Source organism: Pseudomonas putida (assembly GCA_029953615.1).
Classification (GTDB): Bacteria; Pseudomonadota; Gammaproteobacteria; order Pseudomonadales; family Pseudomonadaceae; genus Aquipseudomonas.
This window is the reverse complement of sequence record CP124529.1, coordinates 1,000,972-1,019,409: the sequence shown is the minus strand read 5'-3', so window position 1 is coordinate 1,019,409 and position 18,438 is coordinate 1,000,972. Positions and strand designations below refer to the sequence as shown.

The window sequence follows — 18,438 nt, the reverse complement described above, 5'->3', positions numbered from 1 at the left end:
CCGCTTTGCGGCCCTTTCATGACACAACGCTACCCCGGATATCCCGCAGCCTCCCGCTCCAACCACCCCGCCAACTGCTTGCGCCCCACCTTCTCCAGCCGTGCTTGCTCCAGCCTTTGCAGCATGTACGCGCGTTTTCCGGGGTCCGAACCAGCCAGTGACAACGCCAGGTCACGGTCCATCCAGTGGCGCGTGCGCACATACAGCCACCAGTGGAAATACAGCCCCGCAACCGTTGTGACCACGACGATGAAGTAATCCATGGCTATCCTTGGTCTCACTTGAAAGGCCTCGATACAGCCTCGCCGGCTGTACCTCGGCTGAATGAAAACAATTTTATTACGTTTGTACCGTGACAGCCGTCAACCTGCAGCGTCTAATGAGCACCTGACTTATGGAGACCTTACCCATGCGTAAATCCGCTTTGCTGGTGGCAACCTTTACCACCATGTCGCTGTTGCTGGGTGGCTGTGCCTCGAGCCTGACCGGTGACAGCTACTCCCGTGATGAGGCCCGCCGTGTGCAAACCGTGCGTATGGGCACCATCGAATCCCTGCGTCCGGTCAAGATCGAGGGTACCAAGACCCCGATCGGCGGTGGTGCTGGTGCCATCGTCGGTGGCGTGGCCGGCAGCGCCGTGGGCGGTGGTCGTGGCAGCATCGTCGCCGCCGTGATCGGTGCCGTTGCCGGTGGCTTGGCCGGGTCTGCCGCCGAAGAAGGCCTGACGCGTACCCAGGGTGTCGAAATCACCGTGCGTGAGGACGATGGCAGCATGCGTGCCTATGTGCAGGCTGTGCAGCAGAACGAGATCTTCCGCGTTGGCGACCGTGTGCGTATCATGACCGTCGACGGTACCAGCCGCGTCACGCACTGACCGTAGCGCAACAAGAAAAAACCCCGACATGGTGCTCGCCAGTCGGGGTTTTTTCATGCAGTGGCCAAGTCAGCCGATACTGGGCTTGCGGCTGGCCATGGCGGTTATCGCATAGCCGATAACGGCGGCGAAGAACGAACCGGTGAGGATTCCCATGCGGTCCATCCCCGCGTATTCACTGCTGCCAGGCACAAACGCGAGCGAGCCAACGAACAGGCTCATGGTGAAGCCGATACCGCAGAGTATCGCCACACCCAGCAATTGCCCCCAACTGGAGCCAACAGGCAGTGCGGCCAGGCGCAGCTTGACCGCGACCCAGGTCAGGCCGAACACACCCACGGTCTTGCCCAGCAACAGCCCGGCGGCGATACCCAGCGGCACCGGGTGGGTGAAGCTTTCCACGGTCATGCCTGCCAGCGATACACCGGCATTGGCGAACGCGAACAGCGGCAGGATGGCGTAGGCGACCCAGGGATGCAGGGCGTGTTCCAGGGCGAGCGACGGTGAGCGTTCGGGATGGCGCGTGCGCAGCGGGATACACAGGGCCAGGGCCACACCAGCCAGGGTGGCATGCACGCCGCTCTTGAGCACGCAAACCCACAGGATCAGGCCAACGACCATGTATGGGCCAAGTTTGACCACGCCGAGCCGGTTCATGGCCACCAGCACTATCAGGCAAATGGCGGCAAGCAGCAGTGACATGCTCGACAGGGTGCCCGAGTAGAAGAGCGCAATGACGATGATCGCACCCAGGTCGTCAATGATCGCCAGGGTCATCAGGAACAGTTTCAGTGACACCGGCACGCGCTTGCCCAGCAGGGCCAGCACACCGAGGGCAAAAGCGATATCGGTGGCGGTGGGGATCGCCCAGCCGGCCACGGCCGCGGGGTTGTCACGGTTGATGAACCAGTAGATCAGTGCAGGTATTACCATGCCGCCCACGGCAGCGGTGGCAGGCAGGATGACCTGCGAGGGCTTGGACAGGTGGCCGTCGACAACCTCGCGCTTGACCTCAAGGCCGATGAGCAGGAAGGAACAGGGCCATCAGCCCGTCGTTGATCCACAGCAGCAACGGCTTGGCAATGTGCAGAGCGCCGACCTGGACGGCGACGGGCACGTCGAGCAGGCCGCTGTACAGGTAGGACAGCGGTGAATTGTTGATGACCAGGGCCAGGATGGCCGCAGCAATCAGTAGCAGGCCGCTGGCGGCTTCGAGCTGGATGAAACGGGTTAACAGGCTACGCACGGGCTATGGGCTCTCCATGAGCAGTTAACGATGGAACGGGGGGTACACCCTAGCCTGTGACGATATGCTTTCAAATAAAAACCATATTCGTTTTTGTTATATGGTGTTGCTGGCTGGGCTGAGGGAAGCCTAGATGGAAATGGGGAAGGAAGGGGGAGGGAGAGTCTGATGTCTGGGTTGGATAATTCTGATTCCTGTCAGGGCCCCTTCGCGGGCTTGCCCGCTCCCACAGGTACCGCGCCACATTCAGATCTGGCGCGGCACCTGTGGGAGCGGGCGAGCCCGCGAAAGGGCCCTGGCAGGCAATAAAGTATCAGAGGCCGAGCATATCCCGCGCCACTGCCTCGGCAATGCGAATCCCGTCGACACCGGCCGACAGGATCCCGCCCGCATAGCCGGCCCCTTCACCCGCCGGGAACAGCCCCTTCAGGTTCAGGCTCTGGAAGTCCTCACCGCGGGTAATGCGCAGCGGCGACGAGGTGCGCGTCTCGATCCCGGTCAGCACCGCATCATGCAGGTTGTAGCCTTTGATCTGCCGGTCGAACGCCGGCAGCGCTTCGCGGATAGCCTCGATGGCGAAGTCCGGCAGGCTCGGCGCCAGGTCGCCCAGGGTCACGCCCGGCTTGTAGGACGGCTCGACACTGCCCAGCGCAGTCGATGGCCGGCCGGCAACGAAGTCACCCACCAGTTGCGCCGGAGCCTGGTAGTTGCTGCCACCCATCACGTAGGCGTGGGCTTCCAGGCGTTCCTGCAACTCGATGCCGGCCAGCGGGCCGCCCGGGTAATCGCGCTCGGGGTCGATGCCGACGACGATGCCGGAGTTGGCGTTGCGCTCGTTACGCGAGTACTGGCTCATGCCGTTGGTAACCACCCGGCCCGGTTCGCTGGTGGCGGCTACCACGGTGCCGCCCGGGCACATGCAGAAGCTGTACACCGATCGGCCGTTTTTGGCGTGGTACACCAGCTTGTAGTCGGCGGCACCGAGTTTCGGGTGGCCGGCGTACTTGCCCAGGCGCGCCTTGTCGATCAGTGTTTGCGGGTGTTCGATACGGAAGCCCACCGAAAACGGCTTGGCTTCCATGTACACGCCCTTGGCGTGCAGCATGCGGAAGGTGTCGCGGGCACTGTGGCCCAGGGCCAGTACCACATGGCGCGAATGCAGCTGTTCGCCGCTTTCCAGCACCACGCCGGTCAGCTGGCCATCTTCGATCAGCAGGTCGGTGACCTTCTGCTGGAAGCGCACTTCGGCACCCAGGGCGATCATGTCCTGACGCATCTGCTCGACCATGCCGGTGAGGCGGAAGGTACCGATGTGCGGCTTGTTGATGTACAGGATCTCGTCCGGCGCTCCGGCCTTGACGAACTCTTCCAGCACTTTGCGGCCGTGATGCTGCGGGTCCTTGATCTGGCTGTACAGCTTGCCGTCGGAGAAGGTGCCGGCGCCGCCTTCGCCGAACTGCACGTTGGACTCGGGGTTGAGCACGCTCTTGCGCCACAGGCCCCAGGTGTCCTTGGTGCGCTGACGTACTTCCTTGCCACGTTCGAGAATGATCGGCTTGAAGCCCATCTGCGCCAGCAACAGGCCAGCGAAAATGCCGCACGGGCCGAAGCCGACCACGATCGGGCGCTCCTGCAGGTCGGCCGGGGCCTGGCCGACGAACTTGTAGGTTACGTCTGGCGCCGGGCCGATGTTGCGATCGTCGGCGAACTTGCTGAGCAGTTCGGCTTCGTTGCTGGCTTCCAAGTCGATGGTATAGATGAACAGCAGTTCGCTGTTCTTCTTGCGCGCATCGTAGCTGCGCTTGAACAGGTTGAAGCTGAGCAGTTGCTCTTCGCGGATGCCCAGGCGCTGGACGATAGCTTCACGCAGGGCTTCGTCGGGATGGTCCAGGGGCAGCTTCAGTTCGGTGATTCGTAGCATGGCAGGGTCCAGTATCCCGGCCATGGGCGGCCGGCGGCTTTACACAAACCGCCAAGTATAAGCTGTTCGCCGCCTCGACTGGCAGGATAAAAGCGCCCGGCGATCAGTTGTCGCGCGCACCGCCGTAGTAACCGCAGCCCTGCAGGGTCTTGCCGTCGATGCGCAATTCGGCGCGCAGGTGGTGGATGGCACCGGTGGCGGTGTCTACGCAGCGCTGAGGTGCGACCCACAGCTCCACGTGCTGGCCGTTGGCTTCGCTGGTCAGGGTCAGGCCGCCGCCGGGCACTTCTTCTTCCAGGAAGGGCAGGGGCAGGGGGTCCTGGCCGACGCGGTTGAGTACCATGCCTTTGCCGCTGGCCTTGATGTCCCACTCCGGCTCGTGGCCATTGGCGCGCAGGGTCAGCTGCCTGAAGTTGGGGTCTTCGCAGGCGCGGGTCGAGGGTTCCAGGCGGTACAGGCGACGTACTTCCAGCTGGCCGTCGTTGTTGGCCTGCTTGCTGCCGGTGAGGCGGCCACGGACGTCGGCGAAAAGCTTGTCGTTGGCGTCCTTGGCGAGGTTGGCGGCTTCCTGCAGGATGCCGGTGGCGCCGATGTCGTTGATCACGAAAGTGCGGTTCTCGCTGCATGGCCTGAACAGCAGCTGGCCACCGGCGGCACGCAGCTCGCCCTGCATGCGCGTGGTGCCGATGTTCGGATCGCTGGGGGCGTCAGCCATGAGCTGGCAGCCGGCGAACAGGGGCAGCAGGGCGGTGAGCAGCAGGGTGGGGGTGAGGCGCATGGGGCGGGCTCCGGGGATCTTTGCCGTGAAAGCTGGCCACGTTACGCAGGCTGGCGGCGGATCTCAAGTTAATGGTTGCCTGTACTGGCCCTATCGCCGGCAAGCCAGCTCCCACAGGTACCCCACCGTTCCTGAAAGTTGTGGGGGCCTGTGGGAGCTGGCTTGCCGGCGATAGGGCCAGCACAGGCAATACATTTCTGACAGGTAGAAAAAAGGGCCAGTAGATGGCCCTTTTCCCGATCAACCCCCCAGGTACGCGTCGCGCACCTTCGGGTCGGTCAACAGTGCTTCACCGGTCCCTTGCATCACCACCCGGCCGTTCTCCAGCACATACGCCCGGTCAGCGATCTTCAGCGCCTGGTTGGCGTTCTGCTCCACCAGGAACACCGTCACGCCATCACGGCGCAGCTGTTCGATGATGTCGAAGATCTGCTGGATGATGATCGGCGCCAGGCCCAGCGAGGGCTCGTCGAGCAGCAACAGCTTGGGCTTGCTCATCAGCGCCCGGCCAATGGCGAGCATCTGCTGCTCGCCACCGGACATGGTGCCGCCACGCTGGATATAACGCTCCTTCAGGCGCGGGAACAGCTGCAGCACCTTGTCCAGCTGCTCCTGGTAATCGCCCTTGTCGGTGAAGAAGCCACCCATCGCCAGGTTTTCCTCGACGGTCAGGCGGGAGAACACACGGCGGCCTTCCGGTACCACCGCAATGCTTTTGCGCATGATGTGCGAGGAAGGCTGGCCGACCAGTTCTTCACCCAGGTACTTGATGCTGCCGCTGTGCGCCTGCGGCGAGCCGCACAGGGTCATCAGCAAGGTCGATTTGCCGGCACCGTTGGCGCCGATCAGGGTAACGATTTCGCCCTGGTTGATCTCCACGTTGACGCTGTGCAGCGCCTGGATCTTGCCGTAGAAGGTGGAAACGTTCTCGAACTTCAGCATTTACGCTTCCCCCAGGTAGGCTTTGATCACTTCAGGGTTGTCGCGGATCTCTTCCGGCGTGCCGTGGGCCAGGGGGGTGCCCTGGTTGATCACCACGATATGGTCGGAAATGCTCATCACCAACTTCATGTCGTGCTCGATCAGCAGCACGGTGACGTTGTGCGACTCACGCAGGTAGGCGATCAGCGCCTTGAGGTCTTCGGTCTCCTTCGGGTTCAGGCCCGCTGCCGGTTCGTCGAGCATGATGATGCGTGGCTGGGTCATCATGCAGCGGGCGATTTCCAGGCGGCGCTGCTGGCCGTAGGCGAGAGTGCCGGCGGTACGGTTGGCGAACTCGGTCAGGTTGACCTTCTCCAGCCAGTACTGCGCGCGCTCCATGGCCTCCTTCTCGCTGCGGCGGAAGTTCGGGGTCTTGAACAGGCCGGCGAAGAAGTTGGTGTTCAGGTGGCGGTGCTGGGCAATCAGCAGGTTTTCCAGCGCGGTCATTTCCTTGAACAGGCGCACGTTCTGGAAGGTCCGCACCACGCCTTTGCGGGCGATCTGGTGCCCGGCCAGGCCCTGGATCGGCTGGCCATCGAGCAGGATGGTGCCGCCGCTGGGCTTGTAGAAACCGGTCAGGCAGTTGAACACGGTGGTCTTGCCGGCACCGTTCGGGCCAATCAGTGCCACCACCTGTTTTTCCTTGACGGTCAGGCCCACGCCGTTGACCGCCAACAAGCCGCCGAAGCGCATGCTCAGGCCGCTGACTTGCAAAATTTCGCGGCTCATCGACGCAGCTCCATGTGTGGACGTTGCATAGGCAGCAGGCCTTGCGGACGCCAGATCATCATCAACACCATCAGCGCACCGAACATCAGCATCCGGTATTCGCTGAACTCACGCATCAGCTCGGGCAGCAGGATCATCACGATGGCCGCGAGTATCACGCCCAGTTGTGAGCCCATGCCGCCGAGCACGACGATGGCGAGGATGATCGCCGACTCGATGAAGGTGAACGACTCCGGCGTCACCAGGCCCTGGCGCGCAGCGAAGAAGCTGCCGGCGAAACCGGCGAAGCAGGCGCCCAGGGTGAATGCCGACAGCTTGATCACGGTCGGGTTCAGGCCCAGTGCACGGCAGGCGATCTCGTCTTCGCGCAGGGCTTCCCAGGCGCGGCCGATCGGCATGCGCAGCAGGCGGTTGATCACGAACAGCGCCAGCAGGGCCAGCAGCAGGGCCACCAGGTAGAGGAAGATGACCTTGTTGATCGAGTTGTATTCCAGCCCGAAGAACTCATGGAAGGTCTGCATGCCCTCGGCGGCACGGCGCTCGAAGGTCAGGCCGAACAGCTCCGGCTTGGGGATGTTGCTGATGCCGTTGGGGCCGCCCGTCCAGTCGGTGAGGTTACGCAGGAACAGGCGGATGATCTCGCCGAAGCCGAGGGTCACGATCGCCAGGTAGTCACCCCGCAGGCGCAGCACCGGGAAGCCGAGCAGGAAGCCGAAGGTAGCGGCCATCAGGCCGGCGATCGGCAGGCATACCCAGAAGCTCCAGCCCAGGTAGTGCGAGAGCATGGCGTAGCTGTAGGCACCGACGGCGTAGAAGCCGACGTAACCCAGGTCGAGCAGGCCTGCCAGACCGACCACGATGTTCAGGCCCAGGCCCAGCAACACGTAGATCAGGATCAGCGTGGCAATGTCTACCGCACCGCGCGAGCCGAAGAACGGCCACACCAGTGCAGCGACGATCAGGCCCATGATCACGTAGCGCTGGGTTTTCGGCAGGGTCAGGTAGTTGCTGACAGCCGGCGGGATCAGCTTGCGGTCCGAACGGCGGCCCATCACCGAGTTCCACTGCTTGTCGAACAGCACGCGCAGGAACATCAGCACCGAACACACGGCGATGATACTGATGGTGAACGACCCTTGGCTGTGCACCGCCAGGCTGATGCCGTCGATGCTCAGTTTCAGGCCCAGCACCGGGAAGGCCACGGCCCATACCAGCAAGGCGCTGAAGAACGCCTGTTTGAGATTTCTGTTCATACTTTTTCAACCTCCGGGCGGCCCAGGATGCCGGTCGGCCGGAATAGCAGGACAAGAACCAACAAGCCGAATGCCACCACGTCCTTGTACTGGTCGCCGAAGATATCGGCACCGAACGCTTCGGCCACGCCCAGCACCAGCCCGCCGAGCATGGCGCCCGGAATGCTGCCGATGCCACCCAGCACCGCCGCGGTGAAGGCCTTCAGGCCCACCAGGAAACCGGCGTTGGGGTTGATCACCCCGTACTGCATGCTCAGCAGCACGGCCGCCACCGCCGCCAGGGCGGCACCGATGACGAAGGTGAGGGCGATGATGTTGTTGGTGTTGATGCCCAGCAGGTTGGCCATCTTGATGTCCTCGGCACAGGCGCGGCAGGCACGGCCCAGGCGAGAACGGGAGATGAACAGGGTGAGGCAGGTCATGGCCACCAGGGTGACCACGAACACCAGGATCTGCATGTAGCTGATCAGTACTTCCTCCGCACCGCCCGGCCCGAACGAGAAACTGCCGGGGATCAGGTTGGGGATGGACTTGTCCTTGGAGTCTTGCGACAGCAAGACGGTGTTCTGCAGGAAGATCGACATGCCGATGGCGGAAATCAGCGGGATCAGGCGGTTGCTGTTGCGCAAGGGGCGGTAGGCAACCCGTTCGATGCTGTAGCCATAGGCACTGGTGACGAAGATCGTCGCGACGAAGGCGACGGTCATCAGGATCGGCAGCGAATGGATACCCATCATGGCCAGGCCCGCCAGGGCGATGAAGGCCACGTAGGAACCGATCATGTAAACCTCGCCGTGGGCGAAGTTGATCATGCCAATGATGCCGTACACCATCGTGTAGCCGATGGCGATCAAGGCATAGGTGCTGCCGATGGTCAATCCATTAACCAGTTGTTGGAAGAAATGGTAGATCTCAGGCATTACAGCGCTCCTAAAAACCTGATTTGCATTTCGCTGGCGGGGGTACGGCCAGGAAACCGCGGGTGACGGTTTTAAGATTTTCAGGTGAACCCGCCCCCGGATCGCGGGGATCAGGCCCATGAACCTCGTAAAACAAAGCCCACTGCTCGCACAGTGGGCTCCTAGGTCAGCTATTAGTCACGCAGTTACTGAGGGGAGACTTCGGTCTTCGGCTTGCCGAAGTGCCATTCGTAGACCACGAACTTGAAGTCTTTCAGGTCGCCTTTGGCGTCGAAGGAAAGGTCGCCGGTCGGGGTTTTGAAGGTACCGGCGTGGATGGCCTCGGCCACCTTCTCGGCGTCTTCGGACTTGGCGGCCTTGATGCCCTGGGCGATCAGCTCGACAGCCGAGTAGGCCGGGAACACGAACGGGCCGCTTGGGTCCTTGCCGTCAGCCTTGATGGCGTCGACGATCTTCTTGTTCGCAGGGTCCGCGTCGAACGACTTCGGCAGGGTCACCAGCAGGCCTTCGGAGGCATTCTGGGCGATCTGCGAAATGGAGTCGTTGCCTACGCCTTCCGGGCCCATGAACTTGGCTTTCAGGCCCTTTTCCTGAGCCTGGCGCAGGATCAGGCCCAGCTCTGGGTGGTAGCCGCCGTAGTAGACGAAGTCGACGTTGTTCTGCTTGAGCTTCTGGATGATCGAGGAGAAGTCCTTGTCACCAGCGTTCAGGCCTTCGAACACGGCAACCTTGGTGCCTTTGCCTTCCAGGGTCTGCTTGACCGCGGTAGCGATGCCTTCACCGTACTGCTGCTTGTCGTGCAGGACGGCGACCACCTTCGGCTTGACGTGGTCGGCGATGTAGTTGCCGGCAGCCGGGCCCTGGGCGCTGTCCAGGCCAATGGTACGGAAGATCAGCTTGTAGCCACGGGCGGTGATTTCCGGCGAGGTAGCGGCCGGGGTGATCATGATCACGCCTTCGTCTTCGTAGATGTCGGACGCAGGCTGGGTGGAGCTGGAGCACAGGTGGCCGATGACAAACTTGACGCCGTCGTTGACCACTTTGTTGGCGACTGCAACGGCCTGTTTAGGGTCGCAGGCGTCGTCGTATTCCTTGGCTTCGAGCATCTTGCCATCCACGCCGCCCGCGGCGTTGATATCCTTGATGGCTTGCTTTGCGCCGATGAACTGCATGTCGCCGTACTGGGTCACAGGGCCGGTCTTTGGACCTGCGATCCCGATCTTGATGGTATCGGCGGCAAACGAATGGCTGGCTACCCCTGCCAGAACCATTGCGGCGAACAGCTTGGAAATCTTGATCATAGTGCTCCACTCATTCTGTTGTAATTCTTATAGTCCTGGCGGCCAGGGCTACAGACCGGGCGGGATTTGCGGCGTGGCCATGCCAACGCGCAAGCCCACCTTCCCCCGGAACATGTCCCGGAACTGTACCGGTACAGTGTAGAGCGCTGTTCGAGCGCTTGAAAAGCGGTCGAAAAGTGCCTGCTTCCTGGGTTGTCGCTTGATCGACACAAAGATACAGAAAGGCGCCATCAAACTGCCTGCATCTGCGACCCCGGCCCACACGTTCGGGATCAATCGACCAAATTACATATTTGAAACCGGGTTTTTCTGCAAAAATGCCGGCCTTTTTTATTGGCCGATTTTTGTGGATACCACCCATGACTGATCAAACAAGCACCCTCTATGCCAAATTGCTTGGCGAGACAGCAATCATCGAGTGGAAAGCGCTGGAGCGTTTCTGGGCCAAGGGTGACCTGATTTGGGTCGACCCAAGCCTGGACCTGATCGCAGTAGCCGAGGCAATGGCCGAGAATCGCAGCGAGATCTTCGCCAAGTGGCGTAGTGATGGCACTGTCGGGCCAGTGACGGCCGAGCAGGCCCAGGAGCTGCAAAGCCGCGATCCAGAGATCTGGGCGGTGGTGGTTTCGCCGTTCATCGTGATTCAGATGAAGCGCGCGGTAGAGGCATGATCGTTTTTGGTGCGCAAAAATGCGCAGCAGCTCCGTTTTGGTGCTCGAAGGCGTTCAAGGCGGGTAGAGGTAAGTAACAATTCGGCGTGGCGGTAACAGTTTACGGGATGCGTAATGGGGGCTGCTTTGCAGCCCTTCGCGGGCACGCCCGCTCCCACAGGTTGTGTGTTGTTCTCCAGAGCAGCACCGGCCCTGTGGGAGCGGGCGTGCCCGCGAAGGCCGCAAAGCGGCCCAGATCGATATCGAATCTGTCTGGAGTCATTGATGAGCACTGCACTACCTTCGCTTGGATTCGCCGGCATCGGCCTGATGGGCCTGCCCATGTGCCGCCGCCTGTTGGCCGCGGGCTACCCGCTGACCGTGTGGAACCGCAGCCCGGACAAGTGCGCGGCACTGGTTGCCGCCGGCGCGCGCCTGGCCAGCAGCCCTGCCGAGCTGTGCCGCGACAGCGACATGCTGCTGCTGTGCCTGGCCGACACGGCCGTGGTGCGTGAGGTGGTGTTCGGCGAGCACGGCATTGCCCAGGGCGGGCGCAGCGGCCAGTTGCTGATCGATTTCTCCAGCCTGGAACCCACCGCCACCCGTGAAATGGCCGCCGAACTGGCGGCGCTGTGCGGCATGGCCTGGCTGGATGCGCCAGTGTCCGGTGGCACGCCCGGGGCCGAAGCCGGCACCCTGGCGATCATGGTCGGTGGCGAGGTGGCCGACCTGCAGCGCGCCCGCCCGGTGCTGCAGGTACTTGGCCAGCGTGTGACGCACATGGGGGCGGTGGGCGCCGGCCAGGTGACCAAGGCCTGCAACCAGATGATCGTGGCCTGCAATGCCCTGGTGATCGCCGAAGTGGTGGCCTTGGCGGAACAGTCCGGCGTCGATGCGACGCTGATCGCCGAAGCGCTGGCGGGCGGCTTTGCCGACTCCAGACCGTTGCAGATCCTCGCGCCGCAAATGGCCGAGAGCCGCTTCGAACCGATCAAGTGGCACGTGCGCACGCTGCTCAAGGATCTCGATGGTGCGGTCAAATTCTCCCGCGAGCAAGGCTCGGCGACGCCGCTCAGTGGCCTCGCTGCGCAATTGATGCGCCTGCACGCAAGCCAGGGGTACCAGCAAAAAGATCCAGCGACTCTGGTTGAACTGTACCGCAGCAAGGGTTGAATGCAGCGCTGGGGTACTGCAGCCGCTCCAGCAGCGGCCGCAGTTCGGCCAGCGGCTCCGGGCGGCCCAGCAGGTAGCCTTGCAGGTAGTCGCAGCCGTGCGCTTCGAGGAACGCCAGCTGTTCGGTGCTTTCCACCCCCTCGCTGACTACTTGCAAATGCAGGGTATGCGCCATGACGATGATCGCCTGGACGATCTCGCGGTCTTTCTGGCTGCCCGGTACATCCTGCAGGAAGCTGCGGTCGATCTTCAGCACGTCCAGCGGCAGACGCTTGAGATAGGCCAGTGACGAGTAGCCGGTGCCGAAGTCATCGATTGACAGCGCCACGCCCAGCGCGCGCACGTGCTTGAGCAGGTTGACCGTGCGCTGGATATCACCCATGAGGGCGTTCTCGGTCACTTCCAGCTCCAGCTGCCAGGGCGAGAGCCCGGCGTGAGACAGCGCCTTTTCCACTTCATTGGGCAGATCGTCGTGGCTGAGGGTGACGGCCGAGCAATTGACCGTGACCTTGAGGCTGCCGTACCCGTGGCGCTGCAGGTAGGCCAGGTCGGCGCAGGCGTGGCGCAGTACCCACAGGTCAAGGTCGATGATCAGGCCATTGGCTTCGGCGATGGCGACAAAACGCTCGGGCCCGAGCAGGCCATGTTGCGGGTGTTGCCAGCGCACCAGGGCTTCCAGTTTGGCCACTTGCCTGCTGCGCAGGTCGAAAATTGGCTGGTAGTGCACGCACAGCCCATGTTCCTCGAGCAGGGCCACCCGCAGTTCTTCTTCCAGTTGCAGGGCAATCGAGGCCTGGGTCTTCAGGCTGTCGTTGAAAAAGTTCAGGCTGTTGCGTCCGCTGCCCTTGGACTGGTATAGGGCGAGGTCGGCATGCTTGAGCAGCTCTTCGGCGCTGGTGCCGTCGTCGGGGAAAATGCTGATGCCGATGCTGGTGGTCATGACCATGCGCCGACCGCCCAGGTCGATGGGCTCTTTCATCCGCTGCATGATGCGCTGGGCCAGATGGCGGGCTTCGTCGCGGCTGTTGAGGCTGGTGACCACGCAGAACTCGTCACCGCCAAAGCGCGCGACCAGGTCGTGGGTGCGGGTGGCAGCCTTGATGTGGCTGGCGATCACTTTGAGCAGTTCGTCGCCAGCGTCGTGGCCAAGGCTGTCGTTGATGCGCTTGAAATGGTCGATATCGAGGAACATCACCGCCAGGCGGTTTTCCGTGGCCTGGTGTTCGGCCAGGCGTTCGGCGAACACCTGGTTGAAACCGCGACGGTTGACCAGGTTGGTCAGGGCGTCGTAGTGCGCGGCCTGTTGCAGCGAGGCGCGGGCCTGGTCCAGCTGGCTGAGCAGCACGCTGACCCGACGCAGGTCGTGCTCCTTGCTTTGCAGCTTCTTGTCGGCCAGCGCGGCACTGATGCTGGCAGCACTGATCAGCAGGGTGATGAAGCCGATGCCCAGCCCCAGTTGCACGCTGTTGTCGCCAGAGGGAAGGCGCAGGGCGGTGTCGGCCGGGATGACGAGGGTCATGGCCGACATTGCGGTGAAGTGGGTGGCGACGATGCCGCCGGCCATCAGCAGGCTGGCGCCGTATTTCATGGCCTGGTGCAGGGTGCCGCTGCCGTGACGGAAGTAGCGGGCCAGGCACAGCGCTGTCAGGCTGGTGAGCAGCGCAATGGTGGCAGATGCCAGCAGCAGGCCGGTCTGGTAGTACTGGCGGGCGCCGGTTTCCAGGGCGGCCATGCCGACGAAGTGCATGAGAATGATGCCCAGGCCGATCAGCATTGCACTTTGCAGGTAATGGTGTGCGTGCATCTGTCTGCGGTCGAGGCTGTGCATGGCCACCCAGGCGACGGCCAGGGCAATGAGCAGCGAAAGAATGGTCAGGGAAGCGTCATAGTGCACTTCCACCGGCGCCTGGAAAGCCAGCATGCTGATGAAGTGCATGGCCCAGATGCCACCTGCCAGGCAGCAGGCACCGAGCATGTTCCATTGGCGGTGGGCAGTAGGGTCTTCGCTGTGGGATTGGCGCTCGGCCATGTCCAGTGTGGCGAAGCAGGCCGTACAGGCGACGAGGTAGGCGAGCAGAACCAGGAACGGTTCATGCCGGCAATCGATGACGATGCGCCCGGTTGCCGGGAGGTCGGCGAACAGTTGCAGCCCCAGCCATTCCATGGAATGCCTCATGTTCGAGTTTTCACTTGTCTGCGCTATAACCCTGTGCAGACTGTCCAGAGGCAGTATAGGAAGAGGTGGTTAAGCCTTCCTGACTAATGGCACTTTGATTTCTACGATTTGGTTATGAGCCTGATCGCAGCGGGGAATATGCAGCAGGTGGATGGCACCGGCTCCGCCGGTGTTCGCGGGCATGCCCGCTCCCACTGGTACCGCATAGCGCTTCAGCCTGGTGCGGTCTCTGTGGGAGCGGGCGAGCCCGCGAAGCAGGCGCCGCGGCGCCTGCCCTCTCAGCCAGCCACCAGTACGCGAATGGCTTCCAGGCGCAGGGCGGCCTTTTCCAGCATCGCCAGGCCTTCTTCGCGCTGCTTGCGCAGCGCTTCGATCTCGCTATCGCGCACGCTCGGGTTGACCGCTTGCAGCGCGACCAGGCGGGCCAGCTCTTCGTCGGCTTCCGCGGTCAGCCGGCGCTGGGCCTCGGCCACGCGCTCCACGTGGGTCGGCATGACCTTGGCCTCGCCACTGCCGATGCGCTGGGCCAGCACGTCACGCTGGGCCTGGACGAACTTGTTGGCGCTGGCGCGCGGCACGCTTTCCAGCTGGTCGTTGAGGGTTTCGAAGGCCACGCGGGACGCCAGGTCGTTGCCGTTGGCATCGAGCAGGCAACGCAAAGCCGCCGGTGGCAGGTAACGGCCCAGCTGCAGGCTGCGCGGTGCCACCACTTCGCTGACGAACAGCAGTTCAAGCAGCACGGTACCGGGTTTGAGCGCCTTGTTCTTGATCAGCGCCACGGCGGTGTTGCCCATCGAGCCGGACAGCACCAGGTCCATGCCGCCTTGCACCATCGGGTGTTCCCAGGTAAGGAACTGCATGTCCTCGCGCGACAGCGCCTGGCCACGGTCGTAGGTGATGGTCACGCCTTCGTCGTCGCCCAGCGGGAAGCTGGCGTCGAGCATCTTCTCGCTCGGTTTGAGGATCAGGGCGTTCTCGGAATGGTCTTCGCTGTCGATGCCGAAGGCGTCGAACAGGGTTTCCATGTAGATCGGCAGGGCGAACTGGTCGTCCTGTTCGAGAATGGCCTCGACCAACGCCTGGCCTTCGCCGGCACCGCCGGAGTTGAGCTCCAGCAGGCGGTCACGGCCGGTATGCAGTTCCGCCTCCAGGCGCTCGCGCTCGCTGCGGGCGTCGGCCACCAGGGCTTCCCAGGCCTTGCTTTCGTCGCCGTCGAGCAGCGGCAGCAGGCGCGGGCCGAACTGGTGCTGCAGGGCGTTGCCGGTTGGGCAGGTGTTGAGGAAAGCATTGAGGCCTTCGTGGTACCACTGGAACAGGCGCTCTTGCGGGCTGCCCTGCAGGTACGGGACATGCAGCTGGATGGTGTGCTTCTGGCCGATACGATCGAGGCGGCCGATGCGCTGTTCGAGCAGGTCCGGGTGCGCCGGCAGGTCGAACATCACCAGATGGTGGGCAAACTGGAAATTGCGGCCTTCGCTGCCGATCTCGGAGCAGATCAGCACCTGCGCGCCGAACTCTTCGTCGGCGAAGTAGGCGGCGGCACGGTCGCGCTCGAGAATGCTCATACCTTCATGGAACACCGAGGCCGGGATACCGGAGCGCACGCGCAGGGCGTCTTCCAGGTCCATCGCGGTTTCGGCATGGGCGCAGATCACCAGCACCTTGGTGCGCTTGAGCATCTTCAGGGTGTCGATCAGCCAGTCGACGCGCGGGTCGAAACGCCACCAGCGCTCGTCGTCAGCCACCTCGCCCTGGGCCTGGAAGGCAACTTCCGGGTACAGCTCGGCATGTTCGCCGGCTGGCAGCTCGCGGTACTGATCGGGCGTGGTCAGTGGGTAAGGGTGCAGCTGGCGCTCCGGGAAGCCCTGGATTGCTGCGCGGGTGTTACGGAACAGCACACGGCCGGTGCCGTGGCGGTCGAGCAGCTCACGGATCAGGCGCGCGCTGGCCTGGGTATCGCCGTCGCTGACCGCCGCCAGCAGGGCTTCGCCTTCGGCACCCAGGAAGCCCTGGATGGTGGCGTGCGCCTTGGGCGACAGGCGGCCTTCGTCGAGCAGTTCCTGTACGGCTTCGGCCACCGGGCGATAGTGCTCGCTCTCGGCGCGGAAGGCGGCCAGGTCGTGGAAACGGTTGGGGTCGAGCAGGCGCAGGCGGGCGAAGTGGCTGTCCTGGCCGAGCTGTTCGGGGGTGGCAGTAAGCAGCAGCACACCCGGAATTACCTGGGCCAGCTGTTCGACCAGGCCGTATTCGGCGCTGACCTGGTCTTCGTGCCAGACCAGGTGATGGGCTTCGTCCACCACCATCAGGTCCCAGCCGGCGGCGAACAGCGCGTCCTGGGCCTTTTCGTCGTCAACCAGCCACTCCAGGGCCACCAGCGCCAGCTGGGCATCCTCGAACGGGTTGCTGGCGTCGCTTTCGATGAAACGTTCGGCGTCGAACAGGGCCACCTGCAGGTTGAAACGGCGGCGCATTTCCACCAGCCACTGGTGCTGGAGGTTTTCCGGCACCAGGATCAGTACGCGGCTGGCGCGGCCCGACAGCAATTGGCGGTGGATCACCAGGCCGGCCTCGATGGTTTTACCCAGGCCCACTTCGTCGGCCAGCAAGACGCGCGGCGCGCTGCGGTCGGCGACTTCGCGGGCGATGTGCAACTGGTGGGCGATAGGTTGGGCGCGGCAGCCGCCCAGGCCCCACAGCGCCGACTGCATCTGCTTGCTGGTGTGCTGCAGGGTGTTGTAGCGCAGGCTGAACCACGACAGCGGGTCGATCTGCCCGGCGAACAGGCGGTCGCTGGCCAGGCGGAACTGGATGAAGTTCGACAGCTGGGTTTCTGGCAGGGTGCGCGGCTGGTTCTGCCCGTCCAGGCCGTGATACACCATCAGCCCGTCGATGTCCTCGACCTCGCGCACGGTCAGCTTCCAGCCCTCGAAGTGGGTGATCTGGTCACCTGGCGAGAAGCGCACGCGGGTCAGCGGCGCATTGCGCAGGGAATACTGGCGTGTGTCGCCAGTGGCCGGGTAGAGCACGGTCAACAGGCGGCCATCCTGCGCCAGGATGGTACCCAGGCCGAGCTCGGCTTCGCTGTCGCTGATCCAGCGTTGCCCCGGTTGATACTGCTGCGCCATACTGCCTGAACTCCCGCGATGAAAAAGCCGATTATGTTAACGGATCGGCCGGTCAGACCAAAGTGCCGAGCGCATCGAAAGGTGCCGAAATGCAATAGCTAGTGCAACAGTCTAGCCGCTTCATCGCCCCCCACCGCGCTGCCGACGAGGGCTCCGGATCAACATGTCTGCCAAGCACCGCTGGATAAGCACCTCGATGGCCATGGGCAGCCTGCTGCTGCTGGGTGCCTGCGAGCAGAAAAACTTCGAGACCTTGCCCGCCATCCCGATGGAACAGCTTGAGGTATTGGGCGTGCAGACGCCGATCAAGAGCGTGCACTTTCGTGACCGTGACGGTGAAGGCCTGCTGGTATTGAGCCGCAGTGATGGCCAGGCCAGTGATCCGGAAAGCGAGCAGGAAGTGGATAAGGTGGTACTCAAGGCCACGCTGTACGGGCGCACCGCCGAAAACGACGCGTTCAAGGCGCGCTGGCAGATCGAGCAGGAAACCACTTGCCCGGGCCTGGACCTGGATGTGGACTTCTATAACGATGTCAGCGATGTCGGCGACCTGAACAAGGATGGCGTCGCCGAGGTGACGGTTGCCAGCCACGCTTTCTGCGGCGGCGGTATCGACCCGCACGACATCGCCATCGAGATGCGTGAAGGGCAGGCCAGCTACAGTATCACCGGCCAGTCACTGATTAGCCCGGCAGGTGAAGAGCCGATAGGTGGTGAGCGCGAGGACAGTGCTTCGCTCAAAGGTGCGCCGCAGGTGCTGCGCGAGCACATGGACGCGGTCTGGCAGCAGGTATACAAGCGGCCCTGGAGCGAGGCCAGCCCGCCAACCGACGACGAGCCCGACGAAGAAGCCGAATAAGTGTTGCGCCTGCCATCAAGGTAAACCCGCGCCTGCCGATACAGGGGGCATAGGAGAACGTCCATGCTGCCGCCGATCATTCCGCTAAGTGCTGCCCCGGTGACCTCGCAACTGGACCCGGTCAAACCGACCCCCGACATCAAGCCGGTGGTGCCGACACAGCCTGCATCCGGTGAAAGTGCCATCGACCTCAAACACCAGCGTGACCCGCAGGAGCAGACGCTGCTGTTGCGCGATGAGCAGCGCCGCCAGCAGCAACGGCGGCGGCAGAGCGATGACGAACGCTACAGTGCGATGTCGGGTGACGAGGTAAACGCCGACAACACCGTACCGGTGGCACCGTTGATGGGCGAGCACGTGCGCCAGGGGCTGCTGGTAGACATCGAAGTCTGACGCGGGGCTGGTCAGCGCCTGCGCCTGGCTTCATCATGCAAGTCTCAGTTGATCGTCGA

The 18,438-nt window shown here is 63.1% G+C and carries 15 protein-coding genes and 1 pseudogene; 5 read left to right on the top strand and 11 right to left on the bottom strand.

All coding sequences use genetic code 11. From position 1 onward, the window contains the following. Positions 1-29 precede the first annotated feature (29 nt). Positions 30-263, bottom strand: a complete 234-nt coding sequence (locus tag QIY50_04665; GenBank protein WGV21539.1) for a hypothetical protein — start codon at positions 261-263, stop codon at positions 30-32. 146 nt (positions 264-409) lie between these two features. Here QIY50_04665 and QIY50_04660 point away from each other — a divergent pair, with 146 nt between their 5' ends. Continuing rightward, the gene (locus QIY50_04660; protein ID WGV21538.1) at positions 410-874 is read left to right on the top strand and encodes a glycine zipper 2TM domain-containing protein; all 465 of its coding nucleotides are present in this window, start codon (positions 410-412) and stop codon (positions 872-874) included. A gap of 69 nt (positions 875-943) precedes the next feature. Here QIY50_04660 and nhaA read toward each other — a convergent pair. The 8 genes and pseudogenes from nhaA to QIY50_04620 all read right to left on the bottom strand — a co-directional run bounded on the left by nhaA (position 944) and on the right by QIY50_04620 (position 10,003). Beyond that, positions 944-2,120, bottom strand: a pseudogene (gene nhaA / locus QIY50_04655) (Na+/H+ antiporter NhaA). Positions 2,121-2,433: 313 nt separating this feature from the next. Beyond that, the gene (locus QIY50_04650) at positions 2,434-4,041 is read right to left on the bottom strand and encodes an NAD(P)/FAD-dependent oxidoreductase (protein ID WGV21537.1); all 1,608 of its coding nucleotides are present in this window, start codon (positions 4,039-4,041) and stop codon (positions 2,434-2,436) included. 103 nt (positions 4,042-4,144) lie between these two features. Then, positions 4,145-4,819, bottom strand: coding sequence for a hypothetical protein (locus QIY50_04645; GenBank protein ID WGV21536.1), 675 nt, complete (start codon positions 4,817-4,819; stop codon positions 4,145-4,147). Positions 4,820-5,059: 240 nt separating this feature from the next. After that, positions 5,060-5,761, bottom strand: a complete 702-nt coding sequence (locus QIY50_04640) for an ATP-binding cassette domain-containing protein (GenBank protein ID WGV21535.1) — start codon at positions 5,759-5,761, stop codon at positions 5,060-5,062. Next, a complete protein-coding gene (livG, locus tag QIY50_04635) occupies positions 5,762-6,529 on the bottom strand; it encodes a high-affinity branched-chain amino acid ABC transporter ATP-binding protein LivG (protein WGV21534.1) in 768 nt (255 codons plus the stop codon). Further along, a complete protein-coding gene (locus tag QIY50_04630; protein WGV21533.1) occupies positions 6,526-7,782 on the bottom strand; it encodes a high-affinity branched-chain amino acid ABC transporter permease LivM in 1,257 nt (418 codons plus the stop codon). The genes livG and QIY50_04630 overlap by 4 nt, the downstream gene beginning before the upstream one ends. Then, positions 7,779-8,702, bottom strand: coding sequence for a high-affinity branched-chain amino acid ABC transporter permease LivH (livH, locus tag QIY50_04625; GenBank protein ID WGV21532.1), 924 nt, complete (start codon positions 8,700-8,702; stop codon positions 7,779-7,781). The genes QIY50_04630 and livH overlap by 4 nt, the downstream gene beginning before the upstream one ends. Positions 8,703-8,887: 185 nt before the next feature. Further along, on the bottom strand, positions 8,888-10,003 hold the full coding sequence (locus QIY50_04620) for a branched-chain amino acid ABC transporter substrate-binding protein (protein ID WGV21531.1): 1,116 nt from the start codon (positions 10,001-10,003) through the stop codon (positions 8,888-8,890). Positions 10,004-10,362: 359 nt separating this feature from the next. On the opposite strand from QIY50_04620, the gene QIY50_04615 reads away from it, so the two are divergent. Together QIY50_04615 and QIY50_04610 are read left to right on the top strand one after the other, a co-directional pair. Next, positions 10,363-10,674, top strand: a complete 312-nt coding sequence (locus QIY50_04615; protein ID WGV21530.1) for a DUF2288 domain-containing protein — start codon at positions 10,363-10,365, stop codon at positions 10,672-10,674. 264 nt (positions 10,675-10,938) lie between these two features. After that, the gene (locus QIY50_04610) at positions 10,939-11,826 is read left to right on the top strand and encodes an NAD(P)-dependent oxidoreductase (GenBank protein ID WGV21529.1); all 888 of its coding nucleotides are present in this window, start codon (positions 10,939-10,941) and stop codon (positions 11,824-11,826) included. Here QIY50_04610 and QIY50_04605 read toward each other — a convergent pair. Together QIY50_04605 and rapA are read right to left on the bottom strand one after the other, a co-directional pair. Continuing rightward, complete coding sequence (locus tag QIY50_04605; protein WGV21528.1) at positions 11,726-13,990, bottom strand: EAL domain-containing protein; 2,265 nt, start codon at positions 13,988-13,990, stop codon at positions 11,726-11,728. The two genes, QIY50_04610 and QIY50_04605, sit on opposite strands and share 101 nt — an antisense overlap. A gap of 290 nt (positions 13,991-14,280) precedes the next feature. Then, complete coding sequence (gene rapA / locus QIY50_04600) at positions 14,281-17,127, bottom strand: RNA polymerase-associated protein RapA (protein WGV21527.1); 2,847 nt, start codon at positions 17,125-17,127, stop codon at positions 14,281-14,283. Positions 17,128-17,290: 163 nt separating this feature from the next. On the opposite strand from rapA, the gene QIY50_04595 reads away from it, so the two are divergent. Together QIY50_04595 and QIY50_04590 are read left to right on the top strand one after the other, a co-directional pair. Continuing rightward, positions 17,291-17,986 (top strand): hypothetical protein, encoded by a 696-nt coding sequence (locus QIY50_04595; GenBank protein ID WGV21526.1) that lies wholly within the window; start codon positions 17,291-17,293, stop codon positions 17,984-17,986. Between the two features lie 63 nt (positions 17,987-18,049). Next, positions 18,050-18,379 carry an aspartate-semialdehyde dehydrogenase gene (locus tag QIY50_04590; protein WGV21525.1) on the top strand — a complete coding sequence of 110 codons (330 nt, stop codon included), beginning with the start codon at positions 18,050-18,052 and terminating at the stop codon, positions 18,377-18,379. The last annotated feature ends 59 nt before the right edge of the window (positions 18,380-18,438 follow it).

Bases quoted from the DNA above. Each gene is read 5' to 3' on its own strand.
- QIY50_04610 (WGV21529.1), top strand. From the start codon at position 10,939: ATGAGCACTGCACTACCTTCGCTTGGATTCGCCGGCATCGGCCTGATG.
- QIY50_04590 (WGV21525.1), top strand. From the start codon at position 18,050: ATGCTGCCGCCGATCATTCCGCTAAGTGCTGCCCCGGTGACCTCGCAA.
- QIY50_04665 (WGV21539.1), bottom strand. From the start codon at position 263: ATGGATTACTTCATCGTCGTGGTCACAACGGTTGCGGGGCTGTATTTC.
- QIY50_04615 (WGV21530.1), top strand. From the start codon at position 10,363: ATGACTGATCAAACAAGCACCCTCTATGCCAAATTGCTTGGCGAGACA.
- QIY50_04595 (WGV21526.1), top strand. From the start codon at position 17,291: ATGTCTGCCAAGCACCGCTGGATAAGCACCTCGATGGCCATGGGCAGC.
- QIY50_04660 (WGV21538.1), top strand. From the start codon at position 410: ATGCGTAAATCCGCTTTGCTGGTGGCAACCTTTACCACCATGTCGCTG.
- QIY50_04630 (WGV21533.1), bottom strand. From the start codon at position 7,782: ATGAACAGAAATCTCAAACAGGCGTTCTTCAGCGCCTTGCTGGTATGG.
- QIY50_04620 (WGV21531.1), bottom strand. From the start codon at position 10,003: ATGATCAAGATTTCCAAGCTGTTCGCCGCAATGGTTCTGGCAGGGGTA.
- QIY50_04640 (WGV21535.1), bottom strand. From the start codon at position 5,761: ATGCTGAAGTTCGAGAACGTTTCCACCTTCTACGGCAAGATCCAGGCG.
- QIY50_04605 (WGV21528.1), bottom strand. From the start codon at position 13,990: ATGGAATGGCTGGGGCTGCAACTGTTCGCCGACCTCCCGGCAACCGGG.
- QIY50_04650 (WGV21537.1), bottom strand. From the start codon at position 4,041: ATGCTACGAATCACCGAACTGAAGCTGCCCCTGGACCATCCCGACGAA.
- livH (WGV21532.1), bottom strand. From the start codon at position 8,702: ATGCCTGAGATCTACCATTTCTTCCAACAACTGGTTAATGGATTGACC.
- livG (WGV21534.1), bottom strand. From the start codon at position 6,529: ATGAGCCGCGAAATTTTGCAAGTCAGCGGCCTGAGCATGCGCTTCGGC.
- rapA (WGV21527.1), bottom strand. From the start codon at position 17,127: ATGGCGCAGCAGTATCAACCGGGGCAACGCTGGATCAGCGACAGCGAA.
- QIY50_04645 (WGV21536.1), bottom strand. From the start codon at position 4,819: ATGCGCCTCACCCCCACCCTGCTGCTCACCGCCCTGCTGCCCCTGTTC.